The sequence below is a fragment of the Xylanibacter sp. genome (assembly GCF_057607445.1).
In genome coordinates this window covers 45,010-62,897 of record NZ_DBLZAX010000012.1, presented here as the reverse complement: position 1 = coordinate 62,897, position 17,888 = coordinate 45,010, and the positions used below count along the sequence as shown (strand labels likewise).

At 53.6% G+C, this 17,888-nt stretch carries 11 protein-coding genes; 6 read left to right on the top strand and 5 right to left on the bottom strand.

Going from position 1 to position 17,888, the window contains the following annotated elements; all coding sequences use genetic code 11:
• Window positions 1-118: 118 nt before the first annotated feature.
• The 3 genes from ACZMIG_RS10170 to ACZMIG_RS10160 all read left to right on the top strand — a co-directional run bounded on the left by ACZMIG_RS10170 (window position 119) and on the right by ACZMIG_RS10160 (window position 3,543).
• Window positions 119-1,066 carry a carbohydrate kinase family protein gene (locus ACZMIG_RS10170; RefSeq protein ID WP_487889507.1) on the top strand — a complete coding sequence of 316 codons (948 nt, stop codon included), beginning with the start codon at window positions 119-121 and terminating at the stop codon, window positions 1,064-1,066.
• Window positions 1,067-1,147: 81 nt separating this feature from the next.
• Window positions 1,148-2,341: an FprA family A-type flavoprotein gene (locus tag ACZMIG_RS10165; protein WP_053397809.1), complete on the top strand. Its 1,194-nt coding sequence runs from the start codon at window positions 1,148-1,150 to the stop codon at window positions 2,339-2,341.
• Window positions 2,341-3,543 (top strand): dicarboxylate/amino acid:cation symporter, encoded by a 1,203-nt coding sequence (locus ACZMIG_RS10160; protein ID WP_021856037.1) that lies wholly within the window; start codon window positions 2,341-2,343, stop codon window positions 3,541-3,543. Before ACZMIG_RS10165 ends, ACZMIG_RS10160 begins: the two co-directional genes overlap by 1 nt.
• Before the next feature lie 229 nt (window positions 3,544-3,772).
• Here ACZMIG_RS10160 and ACZMIG_RS10155 read toward each other — a convergent pair whose 3' ends face one another.
• Window positions 3,773-4,306, bottom strand: a complete 534-nt coding sequence (locus tag ACZMIG_RS10155) for an LOG family protein (RefSeq protein ID WP_125105434.1) — start codon at window positions 4,304-4,306, stop codon at window positions 3,773-3,775.
• 230 nt (window positions 4,307-4,536) lie between these two features.
• Between ACZMIG_RS10155 and ACZMIG_RS10150 the strand changes: the two genes are divergently transcribed.
• Both ACZMIG_RS10150 and ACZMIG_RS10145 read left to right on the top strand, forming a co-directional pair.
• Window positions 4,537-6,420 (top strand): DEAD/DEAH box helicase, encoded by a 1,884-nt coding sequence (locus tag ACZMIG_RS10150; protein WP_021856041.1) that lies wholly within the window; start codon window positions 4,537-4,539, stop codon window positions 6,418-6,420.
• Between the two features lie 245 nt (window positions 6,421-6,665).
• A complete protein-coding gene (locus ACZMIG_RS10145) occupies window positions 6,666-8,456 on the top strand; it encodes a right-handed parallel beta-helix repeat-containing protein (protein ID WP_487889506.1) in 1,791 nt (596 codons plus the stop codon).
• 216 nt (window positions 8,457-8,672) lie between these two features.
• Here the strand turns inward: ACZMIG_RS10145 and ACZMIG_RS10140 are convergent, their stop codons facing one another.
• The 4 genes from ACZMIG_RS10140 to ACZMIG_RS10125 form a co-directional block, all read right to left on the bottom strand.
• The gene (locus ACZMIG_RS10140; RefSeq protein WP_021856044.1) at window positions 8,673-9,557 is read right to left on the bottom strand and encodes a helix-turn-helix domain-containing protein; all 885 of its coding nucleotides are present in this window, start codon (window positions 9,555-9,557) and stop codon (window positions 8,673-8,675) included.
• A 56-nt stretch (window positions 9,558-9,613) separates the two neighbouring features.
• Window positions 9,614-11,290 carry an MFS transporter gene (locus ACZMIG_RS10135; RefSeq protein WP_487889505.1) on the bottom strand — a complete coding sequence of 559 codons (1,677 nt, stop codon included), beginning with the start codon at window positions 11,288-11,290 and terminating at the stop codon, window positions 9,614-9,616.
• Window positions 11,291-11,421: 131 nt separating this feature from the next.
• Window positions 11,422-12,519 (bottom strand): HlyD family secretion protein, encoded by a 1,098-nt coding sequence (locus tag ACZMIG_RS10130; RefSeq protein WP_484446157.1) that lies wholly within the window; start codon window positions 12,517-12,519, stop codon window positions 11,422-11,424.
• A 70-nt stretch (window positions 12,520-12,589) separates the two neighbouring features.
• Window positions 12,590-13,912 (bottom strand): TolC family protein, encoded by a 1,323-nt coding sequence (locus tag ACZMIG_RS10125; RefSeq protein WP_487889504.1) that lies wholly within the window; start codon window positions 13,910-13,912, stop codon window positions 12,590-12,592.
• Between the two features lie 808 nt (window positions 13,913-14,720).
• On the opposite strand from ACZMIG_RS10125, the gene ACZMIG_RS10120 reads away from it, so the two are divergent.
• Window positions 14,721-17,858, top strand: coding sequence for a SusC/RagA family TonB-linked outer membrane protein (locus tag ACZMIG_RS10120; protein WP_443983127.1), 3,138 nt, complete (start codon window positions 14,721-14,723; stop codon window positions 17,856-17,858).
• Window positions 17,859-17,888 lie beyond the last annotated feature (30 nt).

Here is a 17,888-nt window from a genome sequence, read left to right as displayed (position 1 = left end):
CAACAGCCGGAGGCCTCAGTCCGCAGGACCATCAGCCGCCGGCGGCACAACAGCCTGCGGCAAGGCGGACGGCAGGAGGCGCACAGGCAGCAGCCCGAAAATGTCAAAACTAAAACAGATGAGGAAAGTTATAGGAATAGGTGAAACCGTGCTTGACATCATTTTCAAGAACGAACGTCCGGTGAGCGCCGTGCCGGGAGGCTCGGTCTACAACGGCATAATATCGCTCGGACGTGCCGGCGTGCCCTCAGCCTTTATCAGCGAGGTGGGCGACGACCGCATAGGCCGGCGCACGGTCGACTTCCTTAAGGAAAACGGAGTTGACGCCTCTAACGTCAACATGTTCAAGGGCAGCAAGTCGCCCGTGTCGCTCGCGTTTCTCAACGACAACAACGACGCAGAATATATCTTCTATAAAGACCACCCGCACGACCGTCTCGACTACATATGTCCTGAGATCAACCGCGACGACATCGTCATGCTCGGCTCCTACTATGCCGTCAATCCCGTGATAAGGCCGCAGGTGGCAGCACTCATGAACCATGCGCGCAGCAACGGGGCGATAATATATTACGACGTAAACTTCAGGTCGTCGCACGCCAACGAGGTGATGAAGCTCACGCCGAACATACTCGAGAACTTTGAATATGCCGACATCGTGCGCGGCAGCCACGACGACTTCAAGGTGATGTACAAGATGGAGACATCCGACAAAGTGTACAACTCGGAGATTTCTTTCTACTGCAAGAAGTTCATCTACACCAACGGCGCGCAGCCGGTAGAGCTCCATGCCGAGGGCGGATTCAGGAAGAGCTACCCCGTTACGGCCACCAGCACGGTGAGCACGATAGGCGCCGGCGACAACTTCAACGCCGGACTAGTGTACGGAATGATGCGCTACGGAGTGACGCGCGACGTCATCGACCGCGGCCTCGGCGAGGAACTGTGGGACAAGGTGATTGAATGTGCACAGAAGTTCTCGGCCAACTGCTGCAAGAGCATAGACAACTCTATCGACAAGGAGTTTGGCGAGGCCATGCGCAAGGAGGCCCTACAGGCCGGATAGACACGCCGCCACGACAGCCGGAGGCGGCAGCCCATACCATGAAAAAAGAATAACAATAAACCAAATAAATATATTTGAACCATGATTGAGATTAAAGACAACATCTATTATGTAGGCGTCAACGACCGCAACAAGGAGCTCTTCGAGGGCCTGTGGCCGCTGCCTAACGGAGTTTCGTACAACTCTTACCTCATTGTCGATGAGAAAGTGTGCCTCGTCGACACAGTCGAGGTAGACTTCTTCATGCCATATATCAAGAACATCAAGGAGGTGATAGGCAACCGCAAGATAGACTATCTGGTGATAAACCACATGGAGCCCGACCACAGCGGCGCCATAGAGCTTATCAGAAAATATTATCCCGAGATAAAGATCGTTGCCAACAAGAAGACGTTCGGCATGATCGAAGGCTTCTACGGCATAACAACCAACGAGGTGGAGGTGAAGAACGGCAGCAAGCTGAGCCTCGGAAGGCATGAGCTTAACTTCGTCCTGACGCCTATGGTTCACTGGCCCGAGACGATGGTTACGCTCGACACGACGAGCAACGTGCTCTTCTCGGGCGACGCGTTCGGCTGCTTCGGCGCGCTGAACGGCGGCATAATAGACTCTGACATCAACTGCGACACGTTCTGGCTCGAGATGGTTCGCTACTATTCGAACATCGTCGGCAAGTACGGAGTGCCCGTACAGAACGCCCTGAAGAAGCTTGAGGGAGTGCAGCTCGACTATATCTGCTCTACGCACGGCCCCGTATGGCACGAGCATATCAGCAAAGTGATAGACATATACGACCGTCTGAGCCGCTATGAGACCGAGGAAGGCATCGTGATATGCTACGGAACGATGTACGGCAACACAGAACGCATGGCCGAGGTGATAGCACGCGCGGCAAGCCAGGCAGGCATCAAGAACATCGTTATGTACAACGTGTCGAAGACTCACCACTCTTACATACTGCGCGACATATTCCGCTACCGCGCACTCATCGTGGGCGCACCGACCTACAACGCAGGTCTTTACCACGAAATGGAGGTTCTGCTGAGCGAGATAGCAGGCAAGGACATCAAGAACCGCCACTATATCGGATGGTTCGGAAGCTACGCATGGGCCGGCAAGGCCGTTGAGCGCATACACCACTGGAACGAAACCAAGCTGAAGTTTGAGGCTGTGGGCACTCCGGTTGAGATGAAGCAGAGTCTGAAAGAAGACTCTTACGCACAGTGTGAGGCCCTGGGCCGCGCCATGGCTGAAAGGCTTAAACAAGACCGATAATGAAAAAGATAAAGCTGGGCCTGCTGCCAAGAGTTATCATAGCGATAGCTCTTGGCATAGCGCTGGGCAATGTGCTCAGCCTGCCGGTAGTAAGGGTGTTCGTCACCTTCAACGCTGTGTTCAGCCAGTTTCTCAACTTTGTCATTCCGCTGATAATCATCGGCCTGGTTACTCCTGCCATTGCCGACATCGGCAAGGGCGCGGGCAAGCTGCTGCTGGCCACGGTAGCCATAGCATACGCCGACACGGTGCTCACGGGAGTGCTGTCGTATGGCGTGGGAACAAGCCTATTCCCGTCGATGATTTCGTCGGTTTCCGACTTCAGTTCCGTTGTGAAGCCGGAGGGAACTGCTCCTTACTTCGAGATAACCATACCGCCAATGGCCGACGTCATGAGCGCACTGGTGTTCTCGTTTCTCATGGGCCTGTGCATAGCCTACAGCAACACGCCCACTCTGAAAAATGCCTTCATGGAGCTGAAGGAGGTAATCACCAAGACCATAGCCGTGGCGGTGGTTCCGCTGTTGCCGCTCTTTATCTTCGGCATATTCCTTGATATGACGATGAAGGGCGACGCCATGCGCATCATGACGGTGTTTGCCAAGATTATAGTTGTAATCTTCGCGCTCCACATCTTTGTACTTCTTTACCAGTATGTCATAGCGGGAGCCATCGTAAGGCGCAACCCTCTGAGGCTGCTCATCAACATGCTGCCTGCCTACTTCACCGCTCTCGGCACGTCGTCGTCGGCCGCAACAATACCGGTGTCGCTGCGCCAGACGCTGAAGAACGGCGTCAGGAACGACATTGCGTCGTTCGTGGTGCCTCTGTGCGCCACAATCCACATGTCAGGCTCTACGCTGAAGATTACGGCCTGCGCGCTTACGCTGTGCATGCTTGAGGGCATACCCCACTCGCTGCCCGTGTTCATACACTTCATAATGATGCTCGGCATAGTGATGGTGGCAGCTCCGGGAGTGCCGGGAGGAAGCATCATGGCGGCGCTCGGACCGCTCGCCTCTATACTGGGGTTCAACACCGAGCAGCAGGCTCTGATGATTGCGCTCTACATTGCCATGGACAGCTTCGGCACGGCATGCAACGTTACGGGCGACGGAGCCATAGCGCTGGTTATCGACAAGATGTTCAAGCCGAACAGAAAGGTAGCCGCAACGGCTGCGGACAACGCACCGGCGGAATAACGGAATATATCTGAAAGAAAAACAAAAGGCATCTTTCCGCTTGCGGAAAAATGCCTTTTAATTTATGCCTTAACCGATATCGGAACGCCTGACGATACCCGTCTGAAATCGGCACGATACATACCGATTTGCAAAAGACCACGTTTTAGCCTCTAAAAGGGCACATATTGCACGCTAAAAGAGCACCTTTTAGGAGCTAAAACGTGGCCTTTTGGAAAGCGTCTGACTGTCAGCGTGTTAGCAGCGCCTTCAGCTCGTCCATGCTATCGGCCGTCATGAGCGTCTTGTCGAAGCCGCTGCGTATCACGCCCTTGGCCTTAAGGTCGTCGAGCATGGCAAGGAGAGAGTTCCAGAAGCCCTTCATGTTGTAGAGTATCACGGGCTTGCTGTGATATCCGATAGACGCCGACGCAGCGATGGTGAATATCTCGTCGAGCGTGCCCACGCCGCCCGGCAGCGCCACGGCAACGTCACACTGAGCCAGCATGAGGTCCTTGCGGTCGCTCAGGTTGTCGCACATCATCTTCACGTCAACATGGTCGGACACCTTTCCGCCCTTCTCTATAATCATCGGCACCACGCCTATCGTAGTGCCGCCTGCATCATGCACGGCCTTCGCCACACACTCCATAAGTCCCAGGTTGCATCCGCCGAACACCAGCGTATGCCCGTTTTCGGCCATCCATCGCCCCAGTTCTTCGGTCATTTTGAAGAAGTCAGGGTCGAGATTTGAATTTGCCGAACAAAAAACTGCTATCTTCATAATGTGCAAAATTACAAAAAAATTATTCTAACACACACAAATCACGACAACAATCAAATTATTATAACATAATAGCACACCACAACATCCGACGCAAGACATGCGACAGAAAAGCACATAAACACCACGAACAGCCAAAAAGTCAACCATAAAAATACGCTTTTTATTCTTTTTATTTTGCAAAACATACTATTTTGCACTATCTTTGCACCGCATTAATTATAATTAATTTGAAGACATTTGAAGAATTAGGCGTAAGCGAAGAGATTCGCCGCGCTATTGAGGAGCTGGGCTTTGAACATCCCATGCCCGTACAGGAAGAAGTAATCCCCTATTTACTTGGTAACAGAAACGACGTAATTGCGCTGGCCCAGACGGGCACGGGCAAGACGGCCGCGTTCGGCATTCCGGTGCTGCAGCGCACCGACTCGCGTGTGCGTCAGACACAGGCGCTCATCCTCAGTCCCACCAGGGAGCTGTGCCTGCAGATAGCCGACGACCTGAAGGACTTTGCCAAATACATCGACGGCATCAACATCGTACCCGTATACGGCGGCACTTCTATCGAAAACCAGATAAAGTCGCTGCGCCACGGGGCACAGATAATAGTGGCCACGCCCGGCCGACTTATCGACCTGATGAACCGCGGAGTGGCAAAGCTCGACGCCGTGAGGAACGTTGTGCTCGACGAAGCCGACGAAATGCTCAACATGGGCTTCTCTGAAAGCATCGACGAGATACTCGAAGGCGTGCCCGAGGACCGCAACACGCTGCTCTTCTCGGCCACGATGAGCAAGGAAATAGAGAAGATTGCACGCAACTACCTGCACGACCCGAAGGAGATTGTGGTGGGAAGCCGCAACGAAGGAGCCGAGCACGTAAACCACATATACTACATGGTGAACGCCAAGGACAAGTATCTGGCACTGAAACGCGTGGTAGACTACTTCCCGAAAATATTCGCCATAATCTTCTGCCGCACAAAACGCGAGACGCAGGAGATAGCCGACAAGCTGATACACGACGGCTATAACGCCGAATCTCTGCACGGAGACCTGTCGCAGCAGCAGCGCGACCTCACCATGCAGAAGTTCCGCCAGCACATGACCCAGCTGCTCGTGGCCACCGACGTGGCTGCCCGCGGACTCGACGTGGACGACCTTACGCACGTCATCAACTTCGGTCTGCCCGACGATATTGAGAGCTACACTCACCGCAGCGGACGAACAGGACGCGCCGGAAAGAAGGGCACTTCGATATCAATAATCCACTCTCGCGAGCGCTCAAAGATGCGAGCCATAGAGAAAACCATCGGCAAGAAGTTTGTAGAAGGCGTCATGCCGTCGGCTCAGGAGATATGCAAGAAGCAGCTCTATAAGGTGATGGACCAGATAGTCAAGACCGACGTGAACGAGGAAGAGATAGCTCCGTTCATGGAAGACATCAACCGCTACTTTGAATACATCGACAAAGAAGACCTCATAAAGAAGATTGTGAGCGTTGAGTTCGGCAAGTTCCTTGCCTATTATGCCGACGCTCCCGAAATCGGAAAGGTGCAGGTGCAGGGCGAAAGCCGCAAGAAAGACCGCAAGGACGACGCCCGCAAGCGCACCCGCAAGGCCGAAGAGGGCTACCGCCGCCTGTTTATCAACCTGGGAAAGGCCGACGGATTCTATCCCGGAGAGATCATGCAGTTTATCAACAAGCACATGAAGGGACGCCAGGAGGTGGGCAACATCGACCTGCTGAGCAAGATGTCGTACATCGAAGTGCCTGAAGAGGACGCAGAGAAGGTGATGGACGCACTCGACGGAACTACATACAAGGGACGCGACGTGCGCTGCAACGACGCCGACGAGGGCGGAAAAGGCCGCAGCAGAAAGCGCAGAGAGCCTAAGGACGGAGGCTTCGAGAGATTTGAGAAGAAGTCGAAGCGCCGTGCAAGAGAGGCTGAAGAAAGCCCCAAGAAGAAGAAAAAGGCCAAGGCACCGAAGGCCGACAGCAGCATAAACGACGACTGGCGGCAGTTCTTCAAGCGCGACAACGCCAAGCTGGTGGGCGACGAACCCGACTTCAGCGAGGAAGGATGGGCCGTAAGAAAGAAAAAGAAATAACAACAATACCTTAAACTTTATCATTTACCTAAGAGGCGGCGGGGGCACAAAACCCTCGCCGCATTCTTTTATAACCGTGTATCACGACATACGGAAGGCCCAATATGCGCAATTAGGGAGCAAAGTTTTTGCCGTTAAGGCGATTTTTCTTACATTTGCAGAGATAACCGGCCTGCGGCCCGACAGACATCACGGGCAGGACGGACAGACGTATCTTAAATTACCTTTATCTAATAAATCAAATCATGAAGAAATTGTTTTTTACCGTAATAGCCGCCCTCTGCTGCCACCTCACGGCACCGGCAGGCGACATATTCGTGTCATCAACCGCCGGCAACGACAAGGCAGCAGGCACCCGTGAGGCGCCGCTGAAGACGCTCGAGCAGGCACTTAAGCAGGCAAGAGAGTGGCGCCGGCTCGGCTCAAGGAACGCCGAGGGGGGCATAAACATCATCATGAGCGGCGGCGTTTATCGCCTGTACAAGCCCCTGTTCATACGTCCCGAGGACAGCGGAACGGCCAATAGCCCCACGATAATACGCTCAGCCGACGGCGAGAGGGCAGTAATCAGCGGCGGAACTGAGGTGAAAGGCTGGCGCAAGGGCTGCGACGACCCGCGGCTTCCTGCCGGAGTGAGGGGCAAGGTGTGGGTGGCCGATGCTCCGATGGCGGGCAACCGCATTGTGGAGACGCGCCAGTTGTGGGCCGACGGACGCAAGGCCGTGCGCGCGTCGCAGTTTGCCTATGGCGTTATGGAGCGCATGAAGGCATTCAATACCACCGACGAGAGCATAACGATACCCACGCCCAAAATCGACCTGAGCCACGCACGGCAGCTCGAAATGACCGTGCATCAGCGCTGGGCGATAGCCATATTGCGTGTAAGAGAGATGAAAGACATGGGCAACGGACTGACAAAGGTGTGGTTTCATCAGCCCGAAAGCCAGATAGAGTTTGCCCATCCGTGGCCTCAACCCGTGATAGACGGCGAGCGCGGCAGCTCTTCGTTCTTCCTTTGCAACGCCGCCGAACTGCTCGACGAGCCGGGAGAGTGGTATCAGGACTATCCTTCGGGCCGCATATACTATTATCCCGAGGACGGCAAGGACCCCAACACGATGGACATCACGGTGCCCGTGCTCGAGACGCTGCTGACCATCGGCGGCACGCGCGAGCGCCACGTGAGCAACATAAGGTTTGAGAACATAGCCTTCGAGCACTCCGCATGGCGCCGCCCGCTGTACGAGGGGCACGTCACCCTGCAAGGAGGCTTCCGCTTCATAGACGGCTACAAGCTGGCCGAACCGGGCCTGTTCCACAAGGCGGAGCTTGAAAACCAGGCATGGATAGCGCGCCCAGAGGCAGCCGTGACGGCGCAGTTTGCCGACAGCATAGGCTTCAGCTCGTGCACGTTCAGCCACACCGGCGCCACAGCCGTCGACCTGGCATACGCCGTAAGCTCGTCGGACATCACCGGATGCACCTTCACCGACATAGGCGGAACGGCCATAATGGCGGGCTGGTTTGGCGAGCAGGGCTTCGAGACGCACATACCCTACACGCCGGCAATAGGCAGCGACATGTGCAACAGACTGACCATTGAGCGCAACACGATAACCGACGCTGCCAACGAAGACTGGGGATGCGGCGCCGTGAGCGCAGGATATGTGAGAGACACGGAGATAAGCGGCAACGAGGTTTCGCACGTAAACTACTCGGGCATCTGCGTGGGCTGGGGCTGGACGCCGCTCGAGAGCGGCATGCGCAACAACCGCATAACCGGCAACACCGTTACCGACTACGCCCGCCAGCTGTACGACGCAGGCGGCATCTACACGCTGTCTAACCAGCCCGGCTCAGTTATCAGCGGCAACACGATAAGCATGCCCCACCCTGCCCCGTATGCAACCAACAGCAGAGCCTTCTGCATCTACTTCGACGAGGCCACCGACGGCTACACCGTAAGCGACAACAAGATGCCGCAGGAGAGCTTCGGCTACAACAGACCGGGCAAGAATTTGAAGATAATAAAATAGCTGTCAGACGCCAGACGGTCAGCGGCAAAAACGCCGCCCGACCACAGGCGCAAATCAAAAAACATGACATCAGGCACACCCCCCACAGGGTATGTTTTCTAAAAGGCCACCTTTCGCATTGCAAAAGGTGGCCTTTTAGCGTGCAATATGTGGTCTTTTAGAGGCTAAAAGACGGCCTTTTGCAACGTCATTTATAACATATTGATATTCAAGAGGTTACATCCGCTCGCGGTATTTCTGCGGCGACATGCCCGTCTGCTTGCGGAAAAACGTGCCGAAGCTTGACGGATTGGGGAAATGGAAGTCGTCGGCAATCTCGGCAACGGTCTTTCCCGTGCTGTCGAGCAGCGACATAGCCTTGCGCGTTATCGCCTTGAAGACAAGTTCCTGGACGGTGTATCCGCACACCGCCTTAGACAGCTCCGACAGATATTTGGGCGAGAGGCACAGCTTGTCGGCATAGAACGCCACTCCGCGCTCTGCCATATAGTGGCGGCCGATGAGCTGGATTAGCTTCAAGAACACCTCCGTGCGCCGCGCGTTGTGAGAGCCGTCGGCAAAATACTTGCGGCTGAACACCATGCACAGACGGTAAGTGAGCGACAGAAGGAGCATCTTGCGCTCGCTCACGGCAAAGAGGTCGTCGGCCTGCGGCTCGCCGCTGCCTATCAGCGAGATATATCCCGCTATGTCGTCTTCGCATCCGGTGCTCCACACGCAGGGCAGATCGGGCGACAGACGGGCGTAGAGCTGCACCGACTGCACCATCGTACCGACCAGATAGCGTATAGGAGCCGTCTTATAGACAATGACGCTAAGGCGCAGCGTCTCCGACTTTCTCTCCACGCTGAAGAACGCCCCTTCGGGTATAAACACGGTTTCGCCCCGGCAGGCCTTATGGGTGCGGCCCGACAGGGTGAACTCAAACTCGCCTTCGTGGCATACTATCAGGCCTATGCCGAAGTTGCTGAAGCCCTCCGTCATGCGCCCGGGCAGGTCGTTGACCACGCCCCCCGACGAGCACACGTCGGCCATACAGGCTATGTCATGCTGCAATGCGGCAAGCCGTTCCGAAGCCTTTTCGTCTGTAGTCTTTTCCATAGCGGCAGATGTTTTACGGCCGCTAAGTTAATAAAATTATCTGACTTGGCCGACCGTCAGTCGCGCCAAGCAGATAATTTCCTCTTCTTATATGGATAAATGAGTACGAAGAGCATTGAGATAATACAGCCGTAGAAGGTCCATCCCGACATCTCCTTGACAGCCGACAGCGTGGCCTGCACCTGCACTTTGCCCTTTGCCGACATGGCAGCCATGTTCTCTGCCTCGGTCTCGCTGCGCCCCTGCCAGCGCATTCCCTGCAGGGTCTGGTCGTAGGATGAAGCCGTCTGCGTGTCGGTGCGGTCGACATCCTGCGCAAACATCGTAACATAATGCTGCTGACGATGCTGAAGCACGTTCGAATATAGTGCCGAACCTATGCCCGGACCGATAACCATGCGCACGCTGAGCATGATGCATATCCATGTGGAAAGATACTTGTAGGGCATGCGCTGGTTGGCGTATACGGCCGTGAGAGAGTATATAAGCATCATGCCTGTTGAGCGTATAATCACAGGATACTTCATCCTTTCATAAAGTCCGGCCGTCTGCACCTCGAAATACATGAACAGGGCAGACACTCCGATGAGCAGAAATCCGAGGCCGAAGAGATACTTCAGCTTGACGTTGCGCGAGCCGAGGATTATAGCTATCACGGCTCCTATGAAGTAGCCAAGCATGCTCCAGTTGCCCAGCGCAGCGTTCTGCCAGTTGTCTATCTCCATGCCTATGCCGGTAAACACGTTGACAAACATCGAACTTGTGTTGAATACCATGAGCAGAAGGAACAGCACTATGCCCATGTTTATCGTCCGCAGGCGGAACACTTCCATAAGGAAATAGGGCGAGCGGTGCGACCACTCCATGTAGAAGAACACTGCGGCAAACACAACGGTGAGTATCGTGGAGCGCACGATGGTAGGGTCGGCAAACCAGTCGAGCGTCTTGCCGTAGACCAGCACATATATTCCGCAGGTCATCATAGAGCTGAACACGGCCACGTTGCCAAACTTACGGAACGTTATCGGAAAGCGGCGTCCGTTGTATGCGTGGTAAGGCATCGTTACAAGCACCACAAGTATTGCCACGAGCGTCATGCCCATCATGTAGTAGTAGACGTCCTGCCACTGATATTCGTATGCCAGCCATGCCGTGAGCGACGTGCCGAGCTGTCCCAGGATCATGAAGAACAGGTATATAATGGGCATGCTCTTGCTCTTCTCCGAGTCCAGGCGGTCCCATCCCTGCTCGTCGTCCGGCTCGTTGCCCGGCGTTATGTTACGCGTTGCCTCCATGCCGAAGGCGTAGCGTATGAGCGTAAACAGATTGACCATCATGAGCACCATGCGCAGAAAACCCATTATAAGGCTGCACAGAGCCATCACGAATATGCTGTCGGTGACGGCACACACATAGCTGAGAAGATACAGAAGGGAGAACCCCACTACGCACATCATCTTCTCGCGGCGTATGCACACCAGCTGATAAAAGAAGGGAGAGAAGGCCGCCATGCCTATAGACGTGACGAAACCGACAAACTGTATGTGTTCCGACTGTATGCCCAGTCCGCTCGTCATCTCGCCGCTGTTGGCGGTATATACGCCGCCCACCGTAAGGATAGGTATGAACAGAAGTATCAGCAGGATAATTCCGAGCGGCTTGGGCACCCAGTTGTAGAACGGATAATTCTTGTATTTTGCCCCATAACTTACGCTAATCACATTTTGTTCCATGGCTCAATACTTTTTATGTTGAATGCTCCGTGAGCATGTCTTCTTAATTCTTAATTCTCAATTCTTAATTAAAAAGGACATATTTTCTTAATTCTTAATCCTAAATTCTTAATTAACAATCTCCTGCTTTATCATTGCTTTTTGGCCTTTACGACCACCATCATTCCGGCAGCAAGGCGTTCGTTATCGGCCTTTGACAGTCCTGTGAAGTCGATTCTGACAGGAACGCGCTGGCGAATCTTCACGAAGTTGCCGGCAGAATTGTCCGTCGGGACGAGCGAATACTTTGCTCCCGTGGCGCCTGAGATGGCCGTTATGCGTCCCTTAAACTCGCGTCCGTCCATTGCGTCCACTGTAAGCACAACATCCTGACCTACGTGCAGGTTCTCAATCTGCGTCTCCTTATAGTTTGCTATCACCCATTTCTGCGTGTCGGGCATGATGTATGTCAGCGTCTGTCCTGCCGAAACATACTGTCCGTCCTCAACGGTGCGGCGTCCCAACTTGCCGTCGCAGGGAGCAACTACAACCGTGTAAGAGAGGTTAAGGCGTGCCATCTCGAGTGCGGCGCGTGCCCTTTCTATGGCAGCTTCAGAGCTTTGGCGGCGCGTAGACACCTCACTTACGCCCGACTTGGCAGCCTTCTGCTGACTGATAAGGCCGTCGAGTTTCTTCTTCGTGGCTTCATATTCGGTCTCAATCTGCTCCAGCTGTATCGGCGTTGCGGCGTTGCGCTCCAGCAGGTTCTTGTAGCGTGCGCGGTCTTTCTCGAGCTTTGCCAGGCGGATTTTCACCTCGGCGATAGACGACTCGTAGACCGATGCCGAAGCCTCTGACGTCTGCAGCGACTGCCCTACTACCGAAGCACCGGCTATGGCGTCCTTAAGCGCAGCCTCGGCCTCCATCACACGTATGCGGTATTCGCGGTCGTCAAGTATCAGGAGGGTGTCGCCTTTCTTAACGTTCTGATGCTCCGTGAAGCAGACCTGCTTGATATAGCCCGATGCACGGAGGTTTACGGGCGAGATATACTGCTCTATCTGAGCGTCGTTGCTTGTCTCGGTGTTATTGTAGTCGAGAAAAATCATTGACGTTTTCACTATTCCGCACACCAGGATTGCAATGCCGAAGATGCTTGCCACGATTTGTCTTGTGCGCTGTCTTCTAAGTTTCTTTGCCTGCTGAGCGTGTGTGCTGGTCTGCTGTATGTTGTTGTTCTGGGTTTCCATTGTGGTATATTTTAAAGTTGTTGATATATGTTGATGTGATGTTATGTATGGTGTTGACCTGACATCAGGCTTATTTCAGCAGCGAGTCGAGCTGTCCCGTAAGCCTTAGCAGCGACAGAGCGGTCAGGCGGTAGCTGTAGTGAGCCGTTACATAGTTGTTCTGCGCGTCGCTCATCTGCATCTCGTCCTGCAGCACCTCGGTCATAGAGGCGATGCCTTCGCGGTAGCGGTCGGTGGTTACGGTGTAGACATCCTCGGCCAGGCGGTAGTTGTCGAGCTGCTTGGTGAAGTTGCGGCGACTGTTCATCAGGTCGTTGGTGGCATTCAGATATTGCGTGCGCAGACCTTTAAGGGCGTCGTCGTATGCCAGGCGTGCGTTCTCGGCGTCGAGCTTTGCCTTGCGTATCTTGGAGCGTTTCTCCTGTCCGTCGAACACCGGAACGCGCAGCGTGATGCCCAGGCCTGATGAGTTGTACCAGTGGTTAGACGGTCCTGAGTGGAACCAGTTGCTGAACTTGTCGGTGAAGGCAGAGTAAGTGAAGTTGCCCGTGAGCATGAGTGACGGCAGATAGCCCTGCTGAATCATCTTCTGCTGCTTCTCCGACAGCTCGCCCTGACGCTGCAACAGCTGCAGTTCGGGCAGCGACTCGCAAAGTCCCGACAGCTCGACGGCCTCAACACTCGAGGCATCCACGGGCGTCAGCGCGATGTCCTTGTCGGCAGGATAGTCGATTACGTACTTCAGCATGTTGATCTGCTGCACGAGCATTGCCTCGGCGTTGTCGCGCTGCACCTGAAGGTTTTCCAGATTGATGTTCACTCTCTTGACGTCAACCTCCATGGCCATGCCGTTGTCGAAGAATGCCACGGTGATGTTCTTCAGCTCCTCCAGCCGCGTGATGTTGGCCCTGACGATGGCTATCTGCTCGGCTGTGCTCTGCGCGAGATAGTACATCTTGGCTATCTGCTCCATGAGATCGTTGCGCGCCTTGTCGTAGCCGAGGCGGTTGATGCGGTCCATCATCTTCGTGATGTCGAGCGCCGTGAGCAGCGTCTGGTTGTAGAGCGGCATCTGGAGCTGCAGTCCTGCCGAGGCGTTATACTGCAGTGTCTTCGTCACGTTGTACGGATTGCCGTATGCAGAGCCGTCGGTTACCGACACAGGCGGATTGAAATTGTCGCTCATCGACACCACGGCGTTGATCTGCGGCAGCAGCTTGGCACGGTTTTCGGTTATGGCGTGCCCGCCCTTGGCTATGTCGTTGCGCCTGGTCTGCAACTGAAGGTTGTTCTCTATGCCCATGCGCAGACACTGACTGAGCGTGAGCGTCTCCTGCGCATTAAGAGGAATAAGCGCGCAGGCAATGGCAAATGTGAATAATAGTCTCTTCATATCTTTTGTTTCATTTATCCGCTGCAAAGATAGGCAGTATGCTCCGTGCCGTCATTACGACATTTTCGTGCCGTATGTTCATATTTTCCGTTTCTGCATGAAATAGTCAGAAACATATCAAAAAACGGTTGCCGACAGCACATCGGGACAAACTTTGCAGCGCCTCAGGACATACTTAATAAGGTAAGATATAACCGCACGCATAACATACTGATATTCAATGCGTTGCAAAAGGTCATCTTTTAGCTCCTGAAAGGTGGCCTTTTAGCGTGCAATATGTGGTCTTTTGCAATGCGAAAGGGCACATATTGGAAAACCGACTGATACGGGGCACCGCGCAACAGCATGCACGACTATGAACAGCGATGCCCGGAAGCAGCTGCAGGAAAACATGCCGGCAACAGGCAGGGGGAATGGTTGCGAGGTGTATTTTTTATGATAAAAATATGCCGCAGAAGGCATAAAATGGTTTTAACAAATATTGGTTACACTTTGTAAAAATATGCCCCGAAACACGGAAATTTAATGCCACTGACGTTACATTTAGACACTTTTAAGCCCGAAAACAGGTCATTTTTATGATATTAGTGTAATTTTTACAATTATTATCAATCCACTTTTTCTGCAAACGGTTACAGACGTAACAGTCTGATATAATGCATTATAGCAAAATCCGGCGTCCACATTCGTCCACTTCTTGTATTTGCGGGCTTTACATGCGAAACTTTTTTTAATACTTTTGCGCCGAAACTATTGCAAACCGCAAAAAACCGTGAATAAACATAATCTTTATAAAACTAATAATTTTATGAAAACGTGTAGATTTCTAATGCTAATCTTATTGGCCACATTGTTCTCAATGACGGCTGCCGCGCAGAAGATAGACTGCTCGGGAACCATCGTTGACACAAACGGTGAGCCGATTATCGGAGCATCTGTATTCCTTAAAGGCGAAACAAAGGGTGCAGTGTCCGACCTAAACGGAGTGTTTAAGCTGCAGCAGGTGCCTGAAGGCAGCATGATAACCGTGTCGTACATCGGCTACAAGACCGTAGAGACAAAGGCCGAAGCCGACATGCGCATCGTGATGCACGAGGACAACGAGCTGCTCAGCGAGGTTGTCGTAGTGGGTTACGGCGTACAGAAGAAGAGCGTCGTGACGGCATCAATAGCCAAGGTTTCGGCCGACGACCTGGCTGCCACGGCACCCGTGCGCATGGACAACGCCCTGAAGGGACTCGCTGCCGGCGTTACCGTAACGTCGTCTTCAGGTCAGCCGGGAGCCGCAGCGCAGATACGTGTGCGCGGTATCGGTACCATCAACAACTCTGACCCGCTCTACATAGTAGACGGAATGCCTATCACCGGCGGACTCGACTACCTCAACCCGAGCGACATCGAGAGCATCGAGGTGCTCAAGGACGCAGCTTCGGGCGCAATATATGGTGCGCGTGCTGCCAACGGTGTTATTCTCGTTACAACCAAGAGCGGCAAGATAGGCAAGACACGCGTCAACTACAACTTCTCTTACGGATGGCAGAACCCGTGGAGAAAGCGCGACGTGCTCAACGCAACCGACTATGCCATAATGATGAACGAAGGACGCATCAACTCTGGACAGGCTCCTCTCTACAGCGATCCTTACTCTTACGGCGAAGGAACAGACTGGCAGGAAGAGCTCTTCAACGACAATGCGCCCGTGTCAAACCACGAACTCACGGTGAGCGGTGCTTCTGAAAAGCTCAACTACTACCTCTCTCTCGGATACTACACACAGGAAGGTATCATCGGCGGCGACTACGACCGCTCTAACTATAACCGTCTGACCCTGCGCAGCAACACCAAATATACTCTCTTCGACGAGAGCAAGACGCGCAACTGGCTCAACAAGCTCGACATCACGGTCAACCTCTCTTATGCACGCGTTAAGAGCAAGAGCATCGACGCCAACTCGCAGTGGGGCTCACCTCTGGGCAGCGCCCTGGCCATGTCGCCAATCCTCACGCCTACCCTTACAGGCGAGGCTGCCGACGCACAGAACGACAAATATGCCGGAACGGCAGGCTATGTGCCCATGTATGACAAGAACGGCAACCTCTATACTCTTGCCGGTCCTGACTACAACGAGATGACCAACCCGCTGCAGAACCTCTCTCTGCCGGGCGCAGCCAACTGGTCGCATAAGTTTGTTGCCAACTTCATAGGCGAGCTGCAGATATGGGACGGACTGAAGTTCCGCACCTCTTACAGTGCCGACATGTCGTTCTGGGGCAACGAGTCATATACTCCGGTCTACTATCTCCGCGCCAACCAGTTCAGCGAATTTTCTAAAGCATCGTCTGAAAGCGACCGCGGCACGGTATGGCAGATTGAAAACGTGCTGACATACGACAAGACAATAGGCGACCACACATTCAACGTCGTGCTCGGACAGAGCGCACTCAAGAACACAGGCTGGACCCTCGGAGGAAGCCGCAACTACCTCATTGACATCAACAAGCCTTACATCGACTATGCCAACGGACTTGCCGAAAACGGCGACCAGACCGTATACGGCGGATATGCAGAGCCTTACACAATGGCATCTATGTTCGCCCGACTGAGCTACAACTACGCTGAGCGCTACATGGTGCAGGCCACTGTACGCCGCGACGGCAGCTCACGCTTCGGTGCCAACAACAGATACGCCACATTCCCGTCGTTCTCTCTCGGATGGAACGTAACCAACGAACCTTTCATGCAGAACCGTCCCGACTGGCTGTCTAACCTCAAGGTGCGCGTAAGCTGGGGTAAGAACGGTAACGACAACATCGGTAACTTCCAGTATCTGTCGCTCACATCTGTCAACAACAACTATATCTTCGGACGCGACGAGGCCGTAACCAACGGTATAAAGGCAAGCATCATTCCTAACCCAGACCTGAAATGGGAGGAATCAGAGCAGACAGACATCGGCCTCGACTTCGGCTTCTTCAACAACGCCCTTACCTTCACGGTAGACTATTACAAGAAAAAGACCAACGGAATGCTCATGACTCTCTCTATACCTTCATACGTTGGCGAGAACAAACCTTACGGAAACGTGGGCGACATGGAGAACAGCGGAGTTGAATTTGAGGCAGGATACAAGTTCAATGTGGCCGACGCTCACTTCAGCCTGAAGGGCAACGCCTCTTATCTTAAGAACAAACTGATAAAGCTAGGCAACGACACCGGCTTTGCCAACTACGACAGTTTCCAGACAGCAGGCACGATAACACGCGGTGAGAACGGACAGCCGTTCCCGTTCTTCTACGGCTACAAGACCGCAGGAATATTCCAGACACAGGAGGAAGTCAACTCTTATGTCAACGACAAAGGCGAACTCATACAGCCGGATGCCAAACCCGGATACGTAAGATTTGTCGACATTGACGGCGACGGAGCCATCACTGCCAACGACCAGACCAAGATCGGAAAGGGAATGCCCGACTGGACATTCGGTATAAGCCTCAACGCTGAGTGGCGCGGATTCGACTTCAGCATGATGTGGCAGGGCGTTGCAGGTGCCGACGTGTTCGACGCTACACGACGTGTGGACATCGCCGCATCTAACCTTCCTTCATGGATGCTGAGCCGCTGGACAGGTCCGGGCACATCAAACAAGTATCCTATGTTCATACTCGGCGACAACGTAAACTGGGTTTCATCAGACCTCTATGTTCATGACGCCTCTTACTTCCGTCTGAAGAACATACAGCTGGGCTACACTCTGCCGCAAAGCCTCACACGAAAGGCATTCATCGAGAAGCTGCGCGTGTATGTCGCAGCCGAGAACCTGATAACGTTTACAAAATACTGGGGCTTCGACCCGGAGGTTGCATCAAGCGGAACATCTCTCGGAGTTGACTATGGCGTATATCCGCAGGCACGCGTATTCACCGTAGGTCTTAACCTGAGCTTCTGATAAAGATACTGACTAATAAATCTTTAAATA